Genomic DNA, 22,876 nt, shown 5'->3' on the forward strand with positions numbered 1-22,876 from the left:
CTTATTTCTTTCTTCTCACTTGATAAAGCCTATCCACTTCAGCAACAAATTCGCCGTCAATCAGCTTATCCACGTTTTCAGCAAGCTCTTTTGTGTGCTTTGGACTGGCTCCGCTTGTAGAAACGGACACCGTGACATGCCCTCTTTTTACGATTTTCGGCATATATACATTGCCAAGCTCAGCGTCACTGACACAATTGACAAGCTGAAAAGGCGAAGCGGATTGGGCAATTTCTTTGTTCACTGCCGCATCATCCGTCGCGGCAATAATGAAAAAAGCATTGAGATAATCTTCTTTTTCGATCGTCCGTTTTTTCCATTTGATGCGTCGATCTTCTGCCATTTGCTTGATTTCCGGTTCAACATCCGGACTGACAAGCGTTATATCAGCTCCTTCAGAAATCACCGTTTTCAGTCTTCTGAGAGCGATGCTGCCGCCCCCCGCAATGACAACCTTCTTCTTTTCCAGGCTAATGTGCAGCGGAAGCATATGAACCTCCATCAAAATCAAATTGTCCCTCAGGATTTGCCGCAGTTTCTCTCACACGGTTTAAAAATGCGCTCTTCACATGAGGGTGGAAACCGATATAAGAAGAGAGGTAGACATTCGGATTATGAGCTTTTAATGTCTGAACCTCTCGTTCGATTTCATTCATCAGCATACCCGTAAAGAGCAAATACGGAACGATAAAGGTTGTTATGCCGTCATCTTTTTCAAGTTCTGAAAAAACCTCTTTGTAATTCGGGCCGCATGCTGTCAAAAAGCACGGAATGACTTCCTTGACTGGAACCATTTCCTGAAGAAGATGAGCAATACCGGTCACGTCTCTTTTGACATCTGGATCTGAACTTCCCCTTCCGATGAGCACCACTCTGGCATTTTCATACGGAACACCAATGTCTTTCATTCTGTGATATACAGCCTTGACTACTTCTTCGTCAATCCCGATCGGCTTTCCGTATGAAATATGGACTGACGGAAATCGGGATGCAGCACGCGCAATTTCTTCCGGAATATCATGTTTTGCATGAGCAGCTGTTAAAAGAAGCAGAGGCACCACTGCGATATGAGTGGCGCCTTGCTTCACACATGCTTCAAATCCTGTCTCAATTGTCGGCTCCTGAAGCTCTAAAAAGCTGATTTCTTGTACTGGCACAGAGATGTGTGCCTTACACCCTTCCAAAAAGGCTGCGGCTTCTTGCTGAGCTTTTTTGACCCGGCTGCCGTGGCCGACATATAAAATCGCTTGTTTCATTTTACAACGCCTCGCTTAAATCTTGTTTTTTCAGTTCAGATTCAAACCATTCCAGCTTATAGTGATAATTTACAACATTTCCAATGACAATTAAACTCGGATTTGTAATGTTTTCTTTTATCACTGTTTCTGAAAGGGTGTCAACTGTACAAAAAACAGATTTTTGCTTGTCCGTTGTTCCCCAATGAATAAAGGCTGCCGGCGTAGAACCGTCCCGGCCGTTTTCAAGGAGTTTTCTTTCAATCTGCTGCACGTTTTTGATACCCATATAGATGACAAGTGTATCAATTCCTGTAGCCAGAGCTTTCCACTTTTCCTCAAAATCTTCATCACTTTTATAATGACCCGTTACAAATGCGACGTTAGAGCCCGCATCCCGATGAGTAACAGGAATCCCGGCATAAGCGGCTGCCGCGATTCCTGACGTAATGCCAGGGATGATTTCAAACGGTATGCCATTTTCAGAGAGGCATTCCGCTTCTTCCCCTCCCCTGCCGAACACAAAAGGGTCACCGCCTTTCAGTCTGACAACTATTTTCCCTTTTTGCGCATACTTCACAAGAAATCGATTGATGGTTTCCTGCTTCATCGTATGAAAATCTGGAAGCTTCCCGCAGTAGATCAGGTCTGCTTGCTCTTTGGCATATTGTAAAATCTCTTTATTTACTAATCTGTCATATAAGATAACATCAGCTTTTTCAATGGCTTTCAGCGCTTTAATCGTCAGCAGATCAGGATCACCGGGACCCGCTCCTACAATATATACTTTTCCCATCGTATTTCCCCCGATCTATTCGAGTTCTTCCAGAACATTCACTTGTGATGTTGTTCTCGCTTGCATTCCGGCATCTGAGAAGAACGCAGCAGATCATATTCAGCTCAATTTTTGTTTGACAAACTCGATCAGCTGATTTTTACACGCTTCACGGTCATGCTGTCCTGAATCAAGAACGAGCTCTGGCGCTTCCGGTTCCTCATAAGGAGAATCAATTCCTGTAAAAAACGGAATCTCTCCGTTTCTTGCTTTTTTGTAGAGCCCTTTCGGATCTCTTTGTTCACAAATATCAAGGTCACATTTAATGTATACTTCATTGAATTCGCCAGCTTCCACAAGCTCGCGAACCTGTTGTCTGTCCTCGCGGAAAGGAGAGATAAAAGCAGTAATGACAATGGTTCCCTGCTGAACAAAAAGTTTTGCCACCTCTCCGATTCGGCGGATGTTTTCTTTTCGGTCTTCATCAGAAAAACCAAGATCCTTATTTAAGCCGTGACGGATATTATCCCCGTCCAGCACAATGACTTGGTAGCCTTGCTCAAACAATTCTCTCGCAGCGGCGTTGGCAATGGTTGATTTGCCTGAGCCGCTTAACCCTGTCAGCCAGAGAATGGAGCTTTTATGCTTGTTTTTTTGCTGGTACTCTTCTTTTGTGATAGAGGCTTCATGCCATACAATATCGCGATTTGTCACTGCCAGTCCTCCTTAAGATACGCCTACTTCTTCTTTTTTCTTCATCCCTTTGATTAACACTTCTACGACTTCTTTTCGGCTGAATTCGGCAGGAGGCAGCACACCGTCTCTCAGCATACCTCTTACCTTAGTGCCTGATAAAATGACGTGATGCTCTCTGCCATGAGGGCATGTTTTCGCTGTTCCCATATTTCCGCATTTTTTACAGAAGAAGCTGTGCTCGAATTTCAGCGGTGTAATCCCGAGTTCTTCAGGTTTGAATGTGTCAAACAGCTCCTGTGCTTCGTATGTTCCGTAATAGTCACCTACACCTGCATGATCACGGCCAACGATGAAATGTGTGCAGCCATAGTTCTTTCTGACAAGCGCGTGGAAAATTGCTTCTCTCGGGCCTGCATAACGCATCGCCGCCAAGAAGACACCAAGGAACACGCGATCTTTCGGGTAATAATGATCAAGAAGAACTTGGTAGCTTTCCATCCGTACATCAGCTGGGATGTCATCGGATTTTGTTTCACCTACTAACGGATTCAAGAACAAGCCGTCTACTGTTTCAAGAGCCGTTTTTTGAATGTATTCATGCGCTCTGTGAACAGGGTTTCTTGTTTGGAAGCCGACAATCGTTTCCCAGCCTTTTTCAGCAAACTGGCGTCTTGTTTCTCTTAGGTTCAAAAGTAAACTCAGGGAACTGTTTTGAAGCTTTTTTAATCAACGTGATCGGTCCGCCGACATATGTATTGCCGCGGCTGAACAGTTTTTTAACACCCGGATGCTCCTGCTCATCCGTTTTGTACACATTGATAGCTTCTTTTTGTTTGTCAGGCACATACAGGTCTTCGATTTGGATAACGCCGTATGTGTCTCCTTCATACGTTAACTTTACCGTTTCGCCAACTGACAGTTCCGCTGCTTTTTGCGCATCGACCGGAAGTGTGATTGGAAGAGACCAGATAACGCCGGAAGAAAGACGCATGTTTTCGACAACAGATTCGTAATCTTTTTCATTAAAGAAACCTTCAATCGGGCTGTATGCGCCGATACCGATCAATTCCAAATCCGCGAAAGAAATTAAATCAAGTTCAATTTCTTTTTGAATGCTGCTCACATCATATGATTCATCTACTCTGTTTACTAATGTACCTCCGTGTGGTGCTAAGCTCATAACATCCATCTCCTCCTAGTTAACTTATAAAATTACTCAGATTAATGTTCAGATTCCCCCGCCTTGTTCGTGGACTGAGCGTCTCTCTTTACGAATGGCCTTTGTCAGGCTTACGGCACCGCCCGCCGCTAAAAGCACACTTACCATGATAAAGATCGAATAATAATCCGCTTTTAAAAACAAGGATACAAGCAGATAAGAAATCGATAAAGATAAAAACGGCGATACGATCCATACCTTCAGCATCGTTTGAACAACTTGTTTATGGAACACGTTCGGACCGTTTTTTGCCATGCCTATGCCGATAATAGACGATGACGTGACTTGCGCCAAGGGCACCGGCATCCCAAATACAGAACTGATTATTACCAGTCCCGCTCCTGTGCCGGATAAGAGAATGCCTTCTCCTTTTGAAAATCTCGTAATTTTCTTCCCGTTTGTTTCTAATACACGCCGACCTAATAACAGTGCGCCGAGCGCAACAAAAGCTCCTCCGTACAAGGTCCCTTTTACGACATCAAGCACACCGGCAGCCACTAACGGGCCAACGGCATTCGCCACATTATTCATGCCGGCAGAGAATGCTTCGAAAAATCCGGCAACTAACAAAACAATGCCGAGGATTTTTTGCTTTTTAGAAGATTTCACTTCAATCTTAAAATAACGAAACAGCTTAGATACGAAATAGGTGAAGCCAAAAGCGAACAGCGGGACAAAAACCCAAAATGTCACAATGATCAGAAGATTATTCACCAACAATACTTTATAAGCCACTCCCACGCCGACAACCGCGCCGACCGTCACTTCACTTGTCGATAAAGGAATGCCGAGCAGATTTGCCGTAAAGAGCGACAGCGCAGCAGCTCCAATAATGATGCAAACAATCGTCAGTGTAATCGTCTGTTCGGGGATAATGCCAGAGCTGATTGTTTTTACGACCTCGCCTCCGCCAATGACCGCCCCGGCCAAGACACCGACTGCGCATAGGATCAAAGCGTAAGTTTTCTTTTTGATGGCTCCAGAGCCGTAAGCAACTCCCATCGAAGCTGCAGCGCCGCTTGCACCAATATTCATCGCGAAAAACAAGCTAAATAAAATAGCGGCTAGTTCCATTTTGCAGCTCCTTATTCATGCAGTCCGCATTCTGTTTTCGCCATACCATTCCATCTGCCTGAACGCAGATCCTCTGCGGTAAAAGCGGGAGCAGTGCAAGGCGCGCAGCCAATACTTGGGTATCCTTGGTCATGAAGCGGATTGTAGTCCAGTTCATTCCGTGATGTGTATCTCCAAATGTCTTTCCAAGTCCAATGGATGAGCGGGCAAACTTTTACTGACTTGAATTTTTCATCTTTGTTTAAGAAATTCGTATTGGCACGGCTTGGCCCTTGATCACGGCGCAGACCGGAAAGCCAGGCTGGATGTCCTGAAAGCGCCTCTCTTAAAGGAACGACCTTTCTAAGGTAGCAGCACTGATTCGGCTCTCTTTCCCACAGTTTGTCACCATATTCTTCGGCTTGTTCCTCAAGGGTGAGGTCTGGTTTTTTCAGGATGATGTTAAGACCTGGATAACGCTCTTTCACTCGTTCAATTGTTTCATAGGTCTCTTTAAAATGAAGTCCTGTATCAAGAAACACAATCTCTGCGTCTTTTTTCACTTTATAAATTAAGTCAATCAAAACGATTCCCTCAATTCCGAAACTGCAGGCATAAACAAGCTGGTTGCCGTAATGGCCGTATGCCCACTTTAAAACTGACAGCGCTCCTTTATAAGGATCGTCTTCCGGAAATGTAATCGTTGGTTCTTCCCAATTATCATACGTTAACATTTCTTCTTTCCTCCTTTCGGAGACAAACAAACAGTAGCTTCCTGCCGGTTGTCTTTTCCCAATTGTAATGTGATTCTTGGCTGGTGATTTCAAACAGCCTTTTTGCCTCTTAAAATAAAAAACTTTCAATCCGGCGGAAAGAAAGACAGGAACAGCATGTAGCCCTTATCTTTCAAAATGGAATTCATTTTGCTGGAAGTAGCACCTTACAAACTATGCAGGTTGCCGGGCTTCATAGGTCCAGTCCCTCAGCCGCTCTTGATAAGTTTTTCAGATTTGTAGTAAATTTTAGCACAATTCTAACATAAGTCAACCCGACTTTTTTTATAGGATTAATAAAAAAACAGGCCTCATGGCCTGTTTTTAAGTACAGCAAGGCTTTGAAGCCTCTTTACATCGTTGGAATTTATTTTTTATTTTTTAAACCAATCTTTTGACTCGGGATTTCGTTTCCATGTTTTCAGCTTTTTTAGATCATCTGAATGAATATTTCCGTTCTCAAGTGCGACCTCTGTGAGCGTATCGTAATCAGTTAATGAGTAGTATGGCAGTTCTGCCTTTGCGAAGGCTTCTTCTGCTTTGGGAAGTCCGTACGTAAAGATTGAGACGACACCAAGCACCTCACAGCCAGCCGCTTGTAAAGCTACACAAGCTTCAAGCACGCTGCCTCCTGTGGAGATTAAGTCTTCAATAACGACCGTTTTTTGCCCTTTCTGCACAGCTCCCTCAATCTGATTGCCTTTTCCGTGCGCTTTCGGCTTGCTCCTCACATAACACATCGGAAGATTCAAACGGTCAGCCGCCAGAGCAGCATGAGGAATACCCGCAGTTGCTGTTCCTGCTATCATTTCAGCTTCGGGAAAATGCTCTTTGACAAGCTTGCTGATGCCTGAGGCGACATCATTTCTGACCTCTGGGAAAGATAGCGTCAGGCGGTTGTCACAGTAGATTGGTGATAAAATGCCGCTTGCCCATGTGAACGGCTCGTTCGGACGTAAAAATACTGCTTGGATGTCTAATAGATGTTTTGCGATGATTTGTTTCAAGATTTGATTCCCTCCCATTCAAGTCTGACAGCCTTATAGGCTTTTACCGGATCTTCCGCTTTTGTAATCGAGCGTCCTACTACAATCGCTGATGAACCTTTTTCTCTTGCAATTGCAGGTGTCGCCACGCGGACTTGGTCATTCGCAGCATCCTCTGACATTCTGATCCCTGGAGTGACAGTCAGAAATGAAGGCGACACTGCTTGGTAAATGGCGTTTGCTTCATGAACAGAGCAGACCACTCCATCCAGTCCGCTTTCTTCCGCCTGTTTGCTGTAGTGCACAACCGTATCGATCAGAGGCTTTTCGATCAGCAGTTCATCCTTCATGATTTGTTCAGATGTGCTTGTCAGCTGGGTTACCGCAATAAGTGACGGGCGTTTTTTCCCCGCCGGCGTACCTTCTTCTAAGCCTTCAAGAGCTGCTTGCATCATTTTTTTGCCCCCGGCCGCATGAACATTGACGAGGTCTACGCCGAGACTGGCAAGACGCTTCATCGCCTTGTTTACAGTGGTCGGAATGTCATGAAGCTTTAGATCCAAAAACAGCTCGCAGTTTCTTTCTTTTAGCTGTTTCACGATAGATGGTCCTTCTTGGTAAAAAAGCTCCATTCCAACCTTTACAAATAACGGTTCTTGCTGAAAAGGCGTTAAGAACGCAAGTGTTTCTTCAGCTGATGCAAAATCAAGCGCGATGATGGGCAGGTTGTTTTTCATGATTCCAGCTCCTTCCGATGCATTCTTCAATTGATTGATAGCCGTATTGGCGCAAAACAGATGGAAGCTGTTCAATAATCTCTGGACACGCAAAAGGATTCACAAAGTTTGCTGTTCCGACAGCGACCGCGCTTGCTCCAGCGAGAAGAAATTCCAGGGCATCTTCGGCCGACTGCACGCCTCCCATTCCGATAATCGGGATGTTGACCGCCTGGCTGACTTCATACACCATGCGAATGGCAACCGGCTTCACAGCAGGGCCGGAAAGTCCTCCTGTTTTATTCGCTAATATCGGTTTGCCGGTTTTTAAATCGAGTCTCATGCCGATTAGTGTGTTGATCATCGTAAGGCCGTCCGCTCCCGCTTCCTCGATCGCTAATGCAATTTCTGTGATATTAGCCACGTTCGGGGAAAGCTTCACATAAACGGGTACATTTGAAACCTCTTTCACCGCTTTTGTCAAATCGGCAGCCATTTCAGGGTTCGTGCCAAAAGCGATTCCGCCTGTTTTCACATTCGGGCAGGAAATATTCAATTCAAGTGCATGAACATTAGGCGCTTTGCTGATTTGCTCTGCGACTTCAACATAATCCTCGACTTGAGAACCTGCGACATTGGCAATGATCGGCGTATCAAACTGCTCAAGCCACGGCAGTTCATGATGCAACACGCTATCCAGCCCCGGATTTTGGAGACCGATCGCATTAAGCATTCCAGCACCAGTCTCAGCTACCCGCGGCGTCGGATTCCCGAAGCGAGGCTCCTTTGTCGTAGCCTTAATCATGATGGCTCCAAGACAAGACAAATCATAAAAACGTGAAAATTCTTTTCCAAAACCGAAGCAGCCTGATGCAGGAATGATTGGATTTTTCAAATCAAGTCCCGGCAATTTCACCTTGAGCATTACAGCGCCACCTCCTGAGCTTTAAATACAGGCCCGTCGAGACATACTTTTACATAGGATGTCTCACTTTCGTTTGTATGGCACACACACGCGAAGCATGCGCCGATTCCGCAGCCCATTCGTTCCTCCATGGACAAATATACTTCTTTATGGGCATATTCCTGTTTTAGCGCCTTGAGCATCGGTGTCGGCCCGCAGCTGAGAAGGATATCAAACTCTAGATGTTTCCGTTTAATCACATCTGTGACAAATCCGGTTTCCCCGTAGCTTCCGTCAGCTGTTGCCACAAACGTGTCTCCATACTGCCGGCATTCTTTCTCGTAAAAAACATCCTTTGCCGATTGGAATCCTAAAACGTGGATGACATTTACCCCTTTTTCAATCAAGCGTTTCGACAGCTCTTGGAGAGGCGGCACACCTACACCGCCTCCTACCAGCAAAGCCGTCTTTCCGGGTTGGACTTCATTGACAGGAAAGCCATTTCCCAAAGGCCCGAGGACATCCACAAGCTCTCCCTGCTGTTTCAGAGACAATAGCCTTGTACCTTCCCCATCTACTCGATAAATGATGGTGACTTCACTTTTTTCAAAATTGACGTCGGCGATGCTGATTGGCCTCCTCAAAAGAGGCGTAACCGCTTCGCTCACTTTAAGATGAAGGAACTGCCCCGGGGTTGTAAACCCTTGGACAAGCTCCCCTTTCAGAACCATTTGATACACCCGGTCTGCAATTTGCTGGTTAGAACATACTGTCAAATACGCTTTTTTCATATAGTGACTGCCGCCTCCTGATTTGTGTTGACTGCCGGCATTTGATCAGCGCGGAATGTCATGCTTTCCAGCACTCGCAATATCGCCTCTGCCGTATCTAATGATGTTAAGCAGGCAACACCATTTTCTACTGATTCACGTCTGATTCTAAATCCGTCTCTTGCCGGCTGCTTTCCTTTTGTCAGCGTATTGATGACAAACTGTGCTTCACCGTTTCTGATGACATCAAGCAGGTTCGGACCATCCTGACCGATTTTTCCGACAACCTTCGCTGGAATAGAAGCTTCTTTCAGGTAGCCTGCCGTTCCTTCCGTCGCTAAAATGTTGTAGCCAATCGCGTGGAACCGCTTAGCAATGGCAAGCCCTTCTTCTTTGTCCTTATCAGCTACTGTTAAAAGCACGGAACCGTAGTTCGGGATTTGAATACCTGAAGCAATCAAGGCTTTATAGAGCGCCTTTTCAAGGGTCGAATCTTTCCCCATGACTTCACCTGTTGATTTCATTTCAGGCCCTAACGTAATGTCCACTCTTCTCAGCTTGGCGAAGGAGAAGACCGGCGCTTTTACAAATACACCTTGCTGCTCAGGCTGAAGGCCCTCTGTATAGCCAAACGCAGCCAGCTTTTGACCGAGAATGATTTTTGTTGCGAGATTCGCCATTGGGATACCCGTAATTTTGCTTAAGAACGGTACGGTTCTGCTTGATCTCGGGTTCACTTCGAGCACGTACACCTCGCCTTGTGATAAGACGAATTGAATATTGAGCAAACCGACAATGTTCAGCCCTTTAGCAAGTGCGATCGTGTATTGTTCAATTTTTTTCTTAATGTCCTCAGTGAGCGATTGAGGCGGATAAACAGCGATCGAGTCTCCGGAGTGAACGCCCGCACGTTCAATGTGCTCCATAATTCCCGGAATGACGACTGTTTCACCGTCAGATACTGCATCAACTTCAATTTCTTTCCCAGTCAAATATCTGTCAATTAATACAGGGTGCTGCGGATTGATTTTGACTGCGTTTTTCATGTAATGAAGCAGCTCTTCTTCATGATACACAATCTCCATCGCCCGGCCGCCAAGTACATAGGAAGGGCGCACCAATACCGGGTATCCGATATCACTCGCGATGCTTACTGCCTGATCAACCGATGTCGCTGTTTTGCCAAGTGGCTGCGGAACACCAAGTTCTCCAAGCGCTTGTTCAAATTTATCCCGGTCTTCCGCACGGTCTAAATCTTCTAATGAAGTTCCAAGGATTTTCACTCCGCGCGCAGAAAGCTCGTCAGCAAGGTTAATCGCAGTTTGTCCGCCAAATTGTACGACAACGCCTATTGGCTGTTCGAGGTCAATGATGTGCATAACATCTTCAATCGTAAGCGGTTCGAAATACAGCTTGTCTGAGATGCTGAAGTCTGTTGAAACGGTTTCCGGGTTGTTATTGACAATAATGGCTTCATAGCCTGCTTGTTTAATTGCCCATACAGAGTGAACAGTCGCATAGTCGAACTCGACACCCTGACCGATTCGAATCGGACCCGAACCAAGCACCATCACACTTTTCTTATCTGTAACGACAGATTCATTTTCTTCTTCATATGTGCTATAGAAGTATGGCGTTTCTGACTCAAATTCCGCCGCGCACGTATCTACCATCTTGAATACCGGCGCAATCCCCGTTTGTTTTCTCAAGCTGTATAGATCGGATTCTTTCATTTTCCACTCGCGGCTGATGTACTGGTCAGAGAAGCCGAGTTCTTTTGCCCGTCTCAGCACATCTGTATCGCCCGTATTCGCCTTCAATTCTTTTTCAAACTGTACGATTCCGAACAGCTTATGCAGGAAGAAGACATCGATAGCGGAAAATTCATGGAGGTCTTCTACCGTGTAACCTCTTCTGTACGCTTCAGCTAAGTAGAATAAGCGTTCATCACCGGCCTTTTTAATTCGCTTTTCAAGAAGTTCATCTGAAATGTCAGCAGCGTCCTTCAATTCAAGATGATACACATCAGCTTCCAGTGAACGCACAGCCTTCAGCAATGATTCTTCAAGCGTGCGGCCGATCGCCATGACCTCACCAGTCGCTTTCATTTGCGTGCCGAGCTTTCTGTTTGCTGATTCAAATTTATCAAACGGCCAGCGCGGAATTTTGGATACGACATAGTCAAGAGCAGGTTCAAATGCTGCATATGTTTTTCCTGTTACCGGGTTCATCATTTCATCTAATGAAAGGCCGACTGCAATTTTAGCAGCGAGCTTTGCTATCGGGTATCCCGTTGCTTTTGATGCAAGGGCAGATGAACGGCTGACACGCGGATTTACTTCAATGATGTAATATTGGAAGCTGTCTGGATCTAAGGCGAGCTGGACGTTACATCCGCCTTCGATTCCAAGCGCGCGAATCAGTTTTAACGATACATTCCGCAGGAGCTGATATTCGCGATCGCTGAGTGTTTGGCTCGGCGCGACAACAATACTGTCTCCAGTATGGATTCCAACCGGATCAATGTTTTCCATGTTACAAACAACTATGGCGTGATCCTGGCTGTCTCTCATGACTTCATACTCGATTTCTTTATAGCCGGCAATGCTCTTTTCAAGCAGACATTGGTGTACCGGGCTTAATTTCAAGCCGTTCTCAACAATTTCTTTTAGCTCTGTTTCATTCGAGCAGATGCCTCCGCCTGTTCCGCCTAATGTATATGCCGGGCGGACAATGACAGGGAATCCAATTTGGCTGACGAATTTTTCCGCTTCTTCGAGGGAATGGATAATCTCACTTTCAGGCACCGGTTCATTCAGTTCATTCATTAATGTTCTGAACAAGTCACGGTCTTCAGCTTGCTGAATCGCAGACAGTTTCGTGCCAAGCACTTCGACGCCGCATTCTGCCAAAACGCCTCTTTCAGAAAGCTCAACCGCAAGATTCAAACCGGTTTGGCCTCCGAGCGTAGGAAGAATGGCATCTGGGCGCTCTTTTCTGATGATTCGTGTCAGGAATTCAGGTGTGAGCGGTTCGATGTAAACCCGATCAGCCATTTCTGTATCTGTCATGATCGTGGCAGGGTTTGAGTTGACAAGGATGACTTCATAGCCTTCTTCTTTTAAAGCAAGACAGGCTTGCGTTCCCGCATAGTCAAATTCTGCTGCTTGGCCGATGATGATCGGCCCAGATCCGATTACTAAAATTTTGTTAATGTCTACGCGTTTTGGCATACCGCTTCCCCTTCTTTCTCTGTTGTTTCGATCATTTCGATGAATCTGTCAAATAGATGGTTAGCATCCTCAGGACCAGGTGAGGCTTCGGGATGATATTGAACTGTAAATGCCGGCAATGTTTTATGCTTCAGCCCTTCAATCGTATCGTCGTTGATTGCGATATGCGTCACTTCAAGTTCTGTTTCACTGATAGATGAAACTGTATAACCATGGTTTTGAGATGTTAAGGCAACTTTCCCTGTAGCCAGCTCTTTTACCGGGTGGTTTGAACCTCTGTGGCCGAATTTCATTTTTTCAGTATTCGCCCCGCACGCCAGCGCGAATAATTGGTGGCCGAGACATATTCCGAATAAAGGCACTTTTCCGAGAACCCTTTTAATCATTTCAATCGCTTCAGGCACATCCTTCGGGTCTCCAGGTCCGTTAGAAAGCATGATGCCGTCCGGTTTCAGCTGAAGCACTTCTTCTGCTGTAATGTTGTAAGGCACAACGATGACGTCACATTTCCGTTTGTTCAGCTCCCTTAGAATCCCGTGCTTCATGCCGAAGTCAACCAAGACAATGCGTTTGCCTCTTCCCGGGCTCGGATATGCTGTTTTGGCTGATACTTGTGATACTTGATTTCTTGGCAATTCCGTTTCGTTCAGTCTTTTCAGCACAGCTTCGATGTCTTCATCAGATGAAGCGAATGTTCCTTTTAGCGCGCCTGCCGTGCGAATCATTCTTGTCAGCTTCCTTGTATCAATCCCCTGGAGTCCGGGAATGTTTTTCATTTTTAGGTACTCGTCTAATGTGTATGCTGAACGCCAGTTGGAAGGCAGTTCACATAATTCTTTGATGATCAGCCCTTTGACAAAAGGGGTAATGGATTCAAAATCATCACGGTTAATGCCGTAATTTCCGATAAGCGGGTATGTCAATGTTACGATCTGCCCGCAGTAAGAAGGGTCAGATAAAATTTCCTGATAGCCTGTCATCCCAGTATTAAAAACGACTTCTCCCATGTTGTGTTCTAAGCTCCCGAAGGCTTCTCCTTCGAATACCGCTCCGTTTTCCAGTACTAATCGTCTCTTCATTTGACAAGTCTCCCTTCTTCATAAGCAAGCTTTCCTGCCGCAATTGTAGCGACCGGCCAGCCGGTGCAGCTGATGCCATTGAATGGTGTATTTTTTCCTTTTGATAAAAATGTCTCTTTGTCTATAACTGCTTCTTTTTCTAAATCAATTAATGTCATGTCAGCAACTTGCCCCGTTTGTAATGTTCCATATGGGAGACCGAACGCTTCGCATGGCTTGATTGTCATGTAGTCAATGAGCTGCTTCAATGACCAGCTGCCATTTTTGACAAAGTGTGTGTAAAGAAGCGGGAATGCTGTTTCTAAGCCGACAATTCCGAATGGCGCCAGCTTCATTTCCGTGTTTTTCTCTTCTTCCGTATGCGGTGCATGGTCTGTTGCGATAAAATCAATCGTTCCGTCTAAAAGACCTTCAATTAAAGCAGCCCTGTCTTCTGCGCTGCGGAGCGGAGGATTCATTTTATAGTTTGTGTCCAGCCCCGGGATGTCCTCATCACAAAGCAGCAAATGATGCGGCGACACTTCTGCTGTCACTCTGATTCCCGCTTTTTTCGCATCGCGTACAACTCTGACAGATTCTTTCGTGCTGATATGGCATACATGATAATGGCAGTTTGCCGCCTCAGCCAGCAGCACATCGCGGGCAATATGAACCGATTCACACACAGAAGGAATGCCGTTTAGCCCGTTCGCTTTGGAGAATGTCCCCTCATGTACGCTTCCTCCGTAAATTAAGGAGTTGTCCTCGCAATGTGCAACAATCGCTTTGTCAATTGCGGCTGCCCGTTTCATCGCTTCATACATCATGCCTGCTGTCTGTATCCCAACGCCGTCATCTGTAAAGGCAAATGCCCCGGCTTCTTTTAACGCTTCAAAGTTTGTCATTTCATCGCCGATTTGCCTGATCGTAATGGATGCATATGGAAGAACTCTGACACATGATGTTTCTTTAATTCTGTTTTGCACCCATTCCATCTGCTCCTTTGTATCGGGAACCGGCCGCGTATTCGGCATTGCTGCTACTGTTGTATAGCCGCCGCGCGCCGCTGCTTTCGCCCCGGTTTCAATTGTTTCTTTTTTCTCTCCGCCCGGCTCTCTGAAATGAACGTGGAGATCAACAAACCCAGGTGAAACAAGCAAACCTTTTGCATCAATTACAGTTTCATTATCCGTTGCATCAAGCTTGCCGATTGCAGTAATGGTTTCTCCAGTCACTCGGATATCCGCTTCTGTTTTTTCACCATTTTCGTTAAGTATCCAGCCGTTTTTAATGAGATATGACATAAGATGCTTCTCCTCTTTTCACATTGGTTTGTAAGGCACGCTGTATCACTGCCATTCTGATAAATACGCCATTTTGCATTTGCTTGAAGATTCTTGATTTTTCGCTTTCTACTAAGCTGTCATCAATCTCCACTCCTCTGTTTACCGGAGCAGGATGCATGATGATCGCATGCTGCTTCATACGCTCAGCCCGTTCTACGGTCAATCCGAATTTGTTTAAATAGCCTTCCTGGCTGACACCGGACTGATGCCGTTCATTTTGAATGCGCAGCAGCATGACGACATCGGAAGACTCCACTGCTTCATCCATTGAGACATACGTGCCGAATGTATTTTCTTCATCCTGCCATTCCGCAGGACCGGAAAACAGGACCCGGGCACCCAATCTTGTCAACACTTCCGCATTTGACCTTGCCACTCTGCTATGCTTGATGTCACCGTGAATGGAGACGGTAAGCCCTTTGAACGTACTGAACTCTTCATAAATCGTCATTAAATCAAGCAGTGATTGTGTCGGATGCTGGCCGCATCCGTCTCCCGCATTCAGAATCGGAATGCTCACCTGGCTGACAAGCTCTTGATAATACTCATCTTCACTGTGCCTGATGACGCACACGTCCACACCGATTGATTCGAGCGTCCGAATCGTATCATATAAGGTTTCGCCTTTTTGTACGCTTGTGCTTGTTCCATCAAGGTTCAGCACATTCATGCCCAGCTTTTTTTCTGCGACCTCGAAGCTGAACCGCGTTCTCGTGCTCGGTTCGAAAAACAGGTTTGCTGCAAACTTTCCTGTAAGCTGATTGTCTGTTTTTCCGTTTTTGAGGTCTTGTGCTGTGTGAAGCAAATCTTTGATTTCCTCAGTGCTGAGTTCATTCATCGTCGTTACATGCTTCATGTTCTTTCCCCTCTCATTTCAACTTAAGGCTGAAAAAACCCCGGGTCTAGGATAGACTCGGGGTATGGTTAAATAGAGGGCAGCATTGAAGCTTCCTTCTCTTCATAACCCTTCCAAGCCTCTCTGGACTTTCATTAAAAGGTTTTAAATATGATGTTGTTCAGATGTGTCAGCCTGCTCTTCCTTCGCTTCCGGAAGAATCAGGTTTAAGATGACACCGACAATTGCGGCAAGCGCCATCCCTGACACTTGGAATCCGCCTTGTGATACTTGGATAAATGCGCCTCCTACACCGATCACAAGGATCACCGATGTGATAATGAGGTTTCGGTTATTTTCATAATCAATTTTGTTGTCAATCAGCATTCTCAGACCGCTTGAAGCAATGATTCCGAACAGCAGGAAGGAGACGCCTCCCATGACCGCTGACGGCACTGAACTGATCAGCGCTGAAATTTTGCCGATAAAGCCGAAGCAAAGGGCAATCACTGCCGCGCCTCCGATGACAAAGACGCTGAATACCCTTGTGATGGCCAGCACGCCAATGTTTTCTCCGTAAGTCGTCGTCGGCGGGCCGCCGATCAGAGAAGCAAGAATTGTCGCCACGCTGTCACCCATAATGGAGCGATGCAGTCCCGGTTTTTTAATGAAATCTTGTCCAACAACCTTACTCAGCACCATTTGGTGGCCGATATGCTCCGACATTGTCACAAACGCGACCGGTACCATTGCGGCCGCGATGCCGAGTGTTACTGACGGCGAATAGTCTTTGAACGGGATGATAAATTCAGGCACTGCGAACCATTTCGCGTCAAGCACCGGCTGGAAGTTGACAATCCCTTGAGTAAGGGCGAACAGGTATCCGCCGATGATTCCGATCAAAACCGGAATCAGGCTTAAGAATCCTCGCAAGAAAATCGCGCAAATAATCGTGATAGCCAGCGTAACGCCTGCAACACTGAAGTGCTTTAAGCTGTAGACCAATTCACTCGCATTCGGATCAGCATACATCGCCATGTTTACCGCAGTGCTTGCAAGCCCCAGCCCGATGACGATAATAACAGGTCCTACGACTACAGGCGGGAGAATCTTCATCAGCCATCCTGTGCCAAGCTGCCTGATCAATAAGGCAATCAGCCCGTATACCAGCCCTGCAAGAAACGCCCCAACCATTGCCGCTCCCGGCCCGCCGGTCGCTTTTACCAGTATGATCGGAGAAATAAAGGCGAAGGATGAACCGAGATACGCCGGAATTTGCCCTTTCGTAATAAGAAGGTACGCCAGTGTTCCGATGCCGCTTGTCACCAACGCCACAGCAGGACTCATTCCGACGAGCTTCGGAACCAAAATGGTTGAGCCAAACATGGCAAACAAATGCTGAAGGCTGAATGAAACCCAAGAGAAAGGTGTCGGGACATCCCTGACCCCTAAATTTACTTTTTTCTTACTCATGATGATTTCCCCCTGATTGTTGACTTTCATTTTAGGATGACTCAATGGCTGTATAAAAAAACCTCTTTGCTATTTTTACGCAAAGAGGCATACAAAGACCTGCCGAATGCTTTTCGGGTCTTTGTTGTGCACCTCTTTGCAACCTCTCTGGATTGCCCTTAAAAAGGTGATCTATTATTCATTTTCATAAATGGCGACGAGATCGTTTTGATCTACCTCAACAAGCTGAACCATAACCTTTTCAACCTTTGATGTCGGGATGTTTTTCCCAATATAATCCGCTCGTATCGGCAGCTCCCGGTGTCCCCTGTCAACAAGCACAGCCAGCTGAATGGAGGAAGGTCTGCCTACATCAACAAGCGCATCCATACCTGCTCTGACTGTTCTTCCGGTATACAGGACATCATCAACAAGAATGACTTTTTGATCTGTGATATCTACCGGAATATCTGCACCTTTCACAAGCGGTTCTTCGTTGCTCGTTTTTTTAGAAAGATCGTCTCTGTAAAGGGTAATATCAATTTCACCAACTGTAACAGGATTTCCTTCAATCTGTTCAATTCGTTCCGCAAGGCGTTTTGCCAGGTAAATCCCTCTTGTCTTAATGCCGACAAGAATGCAGTTATTCATCCCTTTATTGCGTTCGATCATTTCGTGCGCAATCCTGGTCAAGGCCCGTCTGATTGCCTGTTCGTCGAGAATGACAGCTTTTTGATTCAATGTGTGACACCTCACAGTTTATATAGAAGAAAAAACCCCTCCTGCCAGAGCATAGAGGGGTTTTAGGACAAGGTGCGCACTATACACGCATCCCGTCTATCCGTTATCCTTCTCAGCCTCTCTGGACTGTTTTAAAGAATCTATTCAGCTTCGTTTATTATTTCAGAAAAGAAACACTCTGTCAACCGTTTTTTCTGAGGGTTTCGATTAATTCTGCCATATCCTCAGGAAGCGGCGCTTCAAATTCGACATATTCTCCTGTTCGCGGGTGGTCAAAACCTAAAACGCCCGCGTGAAGCGCCTGGCCGTTAAAGTCGATTGTTTTTCTCGGACCATATTTCGGGTCGCCCGCTAATGGGAATCCGATATATTTCATATGAACACGAATTTGATGGGTTCTCCCTGTTTCAAGCTGGCATTCCACTAACGTAAAGTCCTGAAAACGCTCAAGCACATGAAAATGAGTGACAGCGTTTTTGCCATCACGTGTCACAGTCATGCTTTGACGGTCTTTTTTATCCCGCCCGATCGGCGCGTCAATTGTGCCGTCATCATGAGAAATAAGCCCGTGGACAACAGCCGTATACTTTCGCGTGACCGTTTTGTTGACCAATTGGTTTACAAGTGACTCGTGTGCCATATCATTTTTCGCCACCATTAATAAGCCGGACGTGTCCTTATCGATTCTGTGAACAATCCCCGGCCGCATCACACCATTTATTCCGGAAAGGTCTGTACAATGAGCCATAAGGCCGTTTACAAGTGTGCCCGTAAGATGACCGGGTGCTGGGTGTACAACCATTCCGCGAGGCTTATTGACAACCAGCACATCCTGATCTTCATAATAAATATCAAGATCCATAGGTTCTGCCAGGACGTCGAGCGCTTCCGGTTCGGGTACAGTGACGGTCACCTGATCACCCGGCTGAATTTTATAATTCGCTTTCACCGCGCTCCCGTTCACGACAACCTGTCCGTCTTTTACCCATTGCTGAACCTGGGTTCTTGACCAATCATTCTCAGTTGATGCCAAAAATTTATCAATCCGCTCACTTTTTTGTTCTTCTGAAGCGGTTATATCAATTTGATTCATGCTATTGCTCCTTTTTCTTTTTCCCGCTGTCCAACAGCATTTGTATAAATAAAAGCATTACGCCGACACATAGTGAAGAGTCCGCGATGTTAAAAATCGGGTAATTGTAATTCACAATTATAACATGGATAAAATCCACAACTTCTTGTCTGACAGCCCGATCGATAAAGTTGCCGATGGCACCGCCAAGCATAAGCCCAAGGGCAACGCCAAGAAGCCTTTGTCCTTTTGTGTAACGCTGTATGTAATAAACAATACCAATAATAACAGCGGTTGTTATGAGGTAGAAAAACCACATCTGACCCGCTAATATCCCCCATGCAGCACCCGTATTGCGATGGGAGGTGATATAGAATACCTGATCAATGATCGGAATGCTTTGGCCAAGTTCCATGTTCTTAACGACTAGCCATTTTGTCAATTGATCGGCTGCAATAATAAGTAGTGCAATTATATAATACAGCACAAACGTTCCTCCAGTTTACGGTTACTTTAATCCATTATGCATTTTATCAATAAAAAGCACTGGAGTAAAGAAATATCAGGCATATTAACTGGTCAGACACTGTTTATTCATACAGTGCCTGACCATATTCGATATCCGTTGATTTCCATATCGGAAGCGTTTTTTTTTCGAATTGGACAGAATAAAGAAAATCGTTTGCTGTTCGGGCCGTCGGCAGCACCGCCAGCTTTGAAAGAGGAATGGGGGCCCCGGTTTCTTCACAGTATCCGAATGTGCCGTTTTCGATTTTTGACAATGCAAGGAGAACGTCTTGAAGCTCTTCTTTAATGTGATAGATCAGAGTTGCTTTTTGTTTATGATTGATTGCTGCTTGCGGGCTTGTAGAAACCTGAAAGCAAGAATACTCAAATAATCTCGACTGTAATTCTTCTTTCATCAGAAGAAGTTCCGTGTAAATTGCGGTCAGTTGATCATTCATTCTTCACAACTCCTGCTCTTAACGTAGTACCTTTATTGTTGCCTATGAATGATGATCTAAAGCCCATAAGATTTTTCCTGCCGTTCTAAAGGATGTCACTCTTGGCACAAAAAAAGCCCGGCTTTTACGCCGGGCCCCTTTTGCATTATTTTTCATAATATTTTTCAACGATTTCAGCATTGCGTAATGAAAGTGTAGGATATTTCGGATTTGCCCCTACATCTTTTGAAATCACACGTGATCTCTCACACATTTCGCCTTCCGCTTTCTCGACAGCGATTTTACCCGTCGGAAAGCTTTGCGCATCGTTCGGCGCTTCCTGTTCTTCACTGATTGTCAGTTCTGACACAATAAACAGCTGAGAAAGATTTTCTTTAATGGAAGCCAAGAGCTCTTTGTTTTCTTTATTTGGATACAATTTCAGGTTAGCTTCCAATGATTTACCGATAATTTTTTCATTCCGCGCAGTTTCTAATGCTTTTAGCACGTCATCACGAAGAGCCATAAAGCGGTCAAATTTTTCTTCAGTCGCTTCACTGTTTGGAATTGCGATTGTTTCCGGCATATCTGTCAGCTGAACGCTCTGCTCTTCAACAAATGTTAAATGAGACCATAATTCGTCAGCCGTATGCGGAAGGATAGGCGCTGAAAGCTTCACTAATGCAAGAAGCGTTTCGTAGAATACTGTCTGCATGCTGCGTCTATCCGGATGATCCGCATGCTCGATGTAAACAATATCCTTTGCAAAATCGAGATAGAATGAGCTTAATTCGATTGTGCAGAAATTATGGATGCTGTGATACACAACCGCAAATTCGTACTCATCATACGCTTTTTTCACTTTATCAATCAGTTTGTTCAGCTTAATCAGCATATACTGATCCACTTCACGAAGTTCTTCAACAGCCACCGCATTTGTTTTTGGATCAAAATCGAAAAGGTTGCCGTGAAGGAAACGGAACGTATTGCGGATTTTACGATATACTTCCGCAACCTGCTTCAGAATGGCGTCAGACACGCGAACATCCGCCTGATAATCCACTGAAGATACCCATAACCTTAAGATGTCCGCACCAAGCTGTTTCATAACTTTAGCCGGAACAACAACGTTACCGATTGATTTACTCATCTTGCGTCCTTCTCCATCCAGTGCGAACCCATGGCTGAGCACACCTTTATACGGCGCTTTCCCTGTTACGGCTACTGCTGTAGAAAGGGAAGAGTTAAACCAGCCGCGATATTGGTCAGATCCCTCTAGGTATAAATCAGCCGGGCGAACGAGGTCATCACGTTCTTCAAGCACTGCTTGATGGGAAGAGCCTGAATCAAACCAAACATCCATGATATCCTGTTCTTTTGTAAATGTGCCGTTCGGGCTTCCAGGATGTGTAAACCCTTCCGGAAGAAGATCCTTTGCTTCTTTTTCAAACCAAATGTTTGATCCGTGCTGCCTGAACAATTCAGAAACATGTTCAATGGTTTCATCCGTAATAATCGGTTCCCCATTTTCGGCATAAAATACCGGAATCGGCACACCCCACGCACGCTGTCTGGAAATACACCAGTCTCCGCGGTCCCGAACCATGTTGTGCAAACGCTGCTCGCCCCATTCAGGAACCCATTTGGTTTCTTTGATGGCGTCCAGCAGGTCTGATCTGAAATCTTTAATAGACGCAAACCATTGCGCTGTCGCTCTGAAAATGGTTGGTTTTTTTGTTCTCCAATCGTGCGGATAAGAATGAGTAATAAATTCAAGCTTCACAAGTGCGCCTTTTTCATCAAGCTGCTGTGTGATCGCTTTGTTTGCATCGTCATAGAACATGCCTTCAAAGCCAGGAGCTTCGCTTGTCATGACACCTTTTGCATCAACTGGGCAAAGCACATCTAAGCCGTATTTTTGGCCGATGATAAAGTCATCCTCCCCATGTCCTGGCGCTGTATGAACACAGCCTGTTCCGGCATCAGTTGTTACGTGTTCACCAAGCATAACGAGAGAATCTCTGCCATATAGCGGGTGTTCAGCGATAATGTTCTCAAGGTCTTTCCCTTTGACCGTTCTTGTCACTTCATACTGATCAAATCCGCATGCAGACGCAACATTTTCGACTAAAGCACTTGCTACGACAAAGCGGTCTTCACCTACTGCAATCACGCTGTACTCAAGATCAGGGTGCACTGAGATTCCGAGGTTCGCCGGAATTGTCCAAGGCGTTGTTGTCCAGATGATGATACGTTCTCCATTCTCAAGAACGCCTTTTCCGTCTTTTACACCAAAAGCAACGTAAATTGATGCTGAACGTTTGTCTTGATATTCGATCTCGGCTTCAGCCAAAGCAGACTCACTTGAAGGTGACCAGTTAACCGGTTTAAGACCTTTGTAAATGTAGCCCCGTTTTGCCATTTCACCAAATACGCGGATTTGCTGCGCTTCGTATTCCGGTTTTAATGTTACATATGGGTTTTCCCAATCACCGCGGACACCAAGACGTTTAAATTGCTCACGCTGTCCTTCGATTTGCTTCCAAGCGTACTCTTCGCACAGTTTGCGGAATTCCGCTACTGACATTTCTTTGCGGTTGACTTTTTTGTTTTTTGTCAGAGCTGTTTCAATTGGCAATCCGTGTGTATCCCAGCCTGGAACATACGGTGCGTTGTAGCCGCTCATTGATTTAAAGCGGACAATGAAATCCTTCAAAATCTTGTTAAGCGCGTGGCCCATATGAATGTCGCCGTTAGCATACGGAGGTCCGTCATGTAAAACAAATTTCGGGCGGTCTTTCGTCCGTTCCTGCACAAGACGATAGATATCCTCTTCCTCCCATTTCTTTTGAATGTCAGGCTCACGGTTTGGCAAATTTCCACGCATCGGGAAATCTGTTTTTGGCATTAAGAGCGTGTCTTTAAAATCCATTTTCATTCCTCCACTGCATTTTTTCAGAAAATAAAAAAAGCCCTCTCATCCCATAAGGGACGAGAAAGCTTATCTCGCGGTACCACCCTTTTAGAAAAAGCCAGCATACGCTTTTTCCTCTTGAGCATCGTAACGT

Annotated in this window: 20 protein-coding genes, 1 pseudogene, 1 riboswitch and 1 other annotated feature (1 of these 23 running past the window's edge); all 21 genes and pseudogenes read right to left on the reverse strand. The window is 45.5% G+C overall.

All coding sequences use genetic code 11. The features are described 5' to 3' along the window. Nucleotide 1 precedes the first annotated feature (1 nt). Nucleotides 2–490: a precorrin-2 dehydrogenase gene (sirC, locus tag QA442_RS14075; protein ID WP_095431280.1), complete on the reverse strand. Its 489-nt coding sequence runs from the start codon at nucleotides 488–490 to the stop codon at nucleotides 2–4. Next, on the reverse strand, nucleotides 471–1,256 hold the full coding sequence (gene sirB / locus QA442_RS14080; protein ID WP_095431279.1) for a sirohydrochlorin chelatase: 786 nt from the start codon (nucleotides 1,254–1,256) through the stop codon (nucleotides 471–473). Before sirB ends, sirC begins: the two co-directional genes overlap by 20 nt. 1 nt (nucleotide 1,257) lies before the next feature. Next, nucleotides 1,258–2,031, reverse strand: coding sequence for a uroporphyrinogen-III C-methyltransferase (gene cobA, locus QA442_RS14085; protein WP_014663921.1), 774 nt, complete (start codon nucleotides 2,029–2,031; stop codon nucleotides 1,258–1,260). Between the two features lie 99 nt (nucleotides 2,032–2,130). Beyond that, nucleotides 2,131–2,724 carry an adenylyl-sulfate kinase gene (cysC, locus tag QA442_RS14090; protein ID WP_015252120.1) on the reverse strand — a complete coding sequence of 198 codons (594 nt, stop codon included), beginning with the start codon at nucleotides 2,722–2,724 and terminating at the stop codon, nucleotides 2,131–2,133. 12 nt (nucleotides 2,725–2,736) lie between these two features. Next, nucleotides 2,737–3,886: pseudogene (gene sat / locus QA442_RS14095) on the reverse strand (sulfate adenylyltransferase). Between the two features lie 48 nt (nucleotides 3,887–3,934). Beyond that, complete coding sequence (gene cysP / locus QA442_RS14100) at nucleotides 3,935–4,999, reverse strand: sulfate permease (protein ID WP_095431277.1); 1,065 nt, start codon at nucleotides 4,997–4,999, stop codon at nucleotides 3,935–3,937. Between the two features lie 11 nt (nucleotides 5,000–5,010). Next, nucleotides 5,011–5,712, reverse strand: a complete 702-nt coding sequence (locus QA442_RS14105; protein ID WP_003238646.1) for a phosphoadenylyl-sulfate reductase — start codon at nucleotides 5,710–5,712, stop codon at nucleotides 5,011–5,013. 162 nt (nucleotides 5,713–5,874) lie between these two features. After that, nucleotides 5,875–5,980: riboswitch (SAM riboswitch) on the reverse strand. 145 nt (nucleotides 5,981–6,125) lie between these two features. Continuing rightward, on the reverse strand, nucleotides 6,126–6,758 hold the full coding sequence (gene pyrE / locus QA442_RS14110; protein WP_303621173.1) for an orotate phosphoribosyltransferase: 633 nt from the start codon (nucleotides 6,756–6,758) through the stop codon (nucleotides 6,126–6,128). Next, nucleotides 6,755–7,474, reverse strand: a complete 720-nt coding sequence (pyrF, locus tag QA442_RS14115; protein WP_095431275.1) for an orotidine-5'-phosphate decarboxylase — start codon at nucleotides 7,472–7,474, stop codon at nucleotides 6,755–6,757. Before pyrF ends, pyrE begins: the two co-directional genes overlap by 4 nt. Continuing rightward, nucleotides 7,443–8,378 (reverse strand): dihydroorotate dehydrogenase, encoded by a 936-nt coding sequence (locus tag QA442_RS14120; RefSeq protein WP_069838792.1) that lies wholly within the window; start codon nucleotides 8,376–8,378, stop codon nucleotides 7,443–7,445. Before QA442_RS14120 ends, pyrF begins: the two co-directional genes overlap by 32 nt. Further along, entirely contained in the window at nucleotides 8,378–9,148 is a 771-nt protein-coding gene (gene pyrK / locus QA442_RS14125) for a dihydroorotate oxidase B electron transfer subunit (protein WP_095431274.1), read from the reverse strand. The genes QA442_RS14120 and pyrK overlap by 1 nt, the downstream gene beginning before the upstream one ends. Continuing rightward, entirely contained in the window at nucleotides 9,145–12,360 is a 3,216-nt protein-coding gene (gene carB / locus QA442_RS14130) for a carbamoyl-phosphate synthase (glutamine-hydrolyzing) large subunit (protein WP_095431273.1), read from the reverse strand. The genes pyrK and carB overlap by 4 nt, the downstream gene beginning before the upstream one ends. After that, entirely contained in the window at nucleotides 12,345–13,439 is a 1,095-nt protein-coding gene (locus QA442_RS14135) for a carbamoyl phosphate synthase small subunit (RefSeq protein WP_095431272.1), read from the reverse strand. Before QA442_RS14135 ends, carB begins: the two co-directional genes overlap by 16 nt. Then, nucleotides 13,436–14,722, reverse strand: coding sequence for a dihydroorotase (locus QA442_RS14140; protein WP_040083207.1), 1,287 nt, complete (start codon nucleotides 14,720–14,722; stop codon nucleotides 13,436–13,438). Before QA442_RS14140 ends, QA442_RS14135 begins: the two co-directional genes overlap by 4 nt. After that, nucleotides 14,706–15,620 (reverse strand): aspartate carbamoyltransferase catalytic subunit, encoded by a 915-nt coding sequence (locus QA442_RS14145; RefSeq protein WP_095431271.1) that lies wholly within the window; start codon nucleotides 15,618–15,620, stop codon nucleotides 14,706–14,708. Before QA442_RS14145 ends, QA442_RS14140 begins: the two co-directional genes overlap by 17 nt. A gap of 144 nt (nucleotides 15,621–15,764) precedes the next feature. Next, on the reverse strand, nucleotides 15,765–17,072 hold the full coding sequence (gene pyrP / locus QA442_RS14150) for a uracil permease PyrP (RefSeq protein WP_040083209.1): 1,308 nt from the start codon (nucleotides 17,070–17,072) through the stop codon (nucleotides 15,765–15,767). Nucleotides 17,073–17,246: 174 nt separating this feature from the next. Beyond that, on the reverse strand, nucleotides 17,247–17,792 hold the full coding sequence (gene pyrR / locus QA442_RS14155) for a bifunctional pyrimidine operon transcriptional regulator/uracil phosphoribosyltransferase (protein WP_095431270.1): 546 nt from the start codon (nucleotides 17,790–17,792) through the stop codon (nucleotides 17,247–17,249). A 181-nt stretch (nucleotides 17,793–17,973) separates the two neighbouring features. Further along, nucleotides 17,974–18,885, reverse strand: a complete 912-nt coding sequence (locus tag QA442_RS14160; RefSeq protein WP_014476756.1) for an RluA family pseudouridine synthase — start codon at nucleotides 18,883–18,885, stop codon at nucleotides 17,974–17,976. Between the two features lies 1 nt (nucleotide 18,886). Then, entirely contained in the window at nucleotides 18,887–19,351 is a 465-nt protein-coding gene (gene lspA / locus QA442_RS14165) for a signal peptidase II (RefSeq protein ID WP_014663906.1), read from the reverse strand. 103 nt (nucleotides 19,352–19,454) lie between these two features. After that, the gene (gene ylyA, locus QA442_RS14170; protein ID WP_014476755.1) at nucleotides 19,455–19,829 is read right to left on the reverse strand and encodes a sporulation-related RNA polymerase-binding protein YlyA; all 375 of its coding nucleotides are present in this window, start codon (nucleotides 19,827–19,829) and stop codon (nucleotides 19,455–19,457) included. A 145-nt stretch (nucleotides 19,830–19,974) separates the two neighbouring features. Next, the gene (gene ileS, locus QA442_RS14175; RefSeq protein WP_095431269.1) at nucleotides 19,975–22,740 is read right to left on the reverse strand and encodes an isoleucine--tRNA ligase; all 2,766 of its coding nucleotides are present in this window, start codon (nucleotides 22,738–22,740) and stop codon (nucleotides 19,975–19,977) included. Between the two features lie 52 nt (nucleotides 22,741–22,792). Next, nucleotides 22,793–22,876 (reverse strand) — a binding site (T-box leader); it runs 143 nt beyond the window's last position.

Origin of the sequence: Bacillus stercoris, from assembly GCF_029772985.1 — a bacterium.
GTDB classification, from domain to species: domain Bacteria; phylum Bacillota; class Bacilli; order Bacillales; family Bacillaceae; genus Bacillus; species Bacillus stercoris.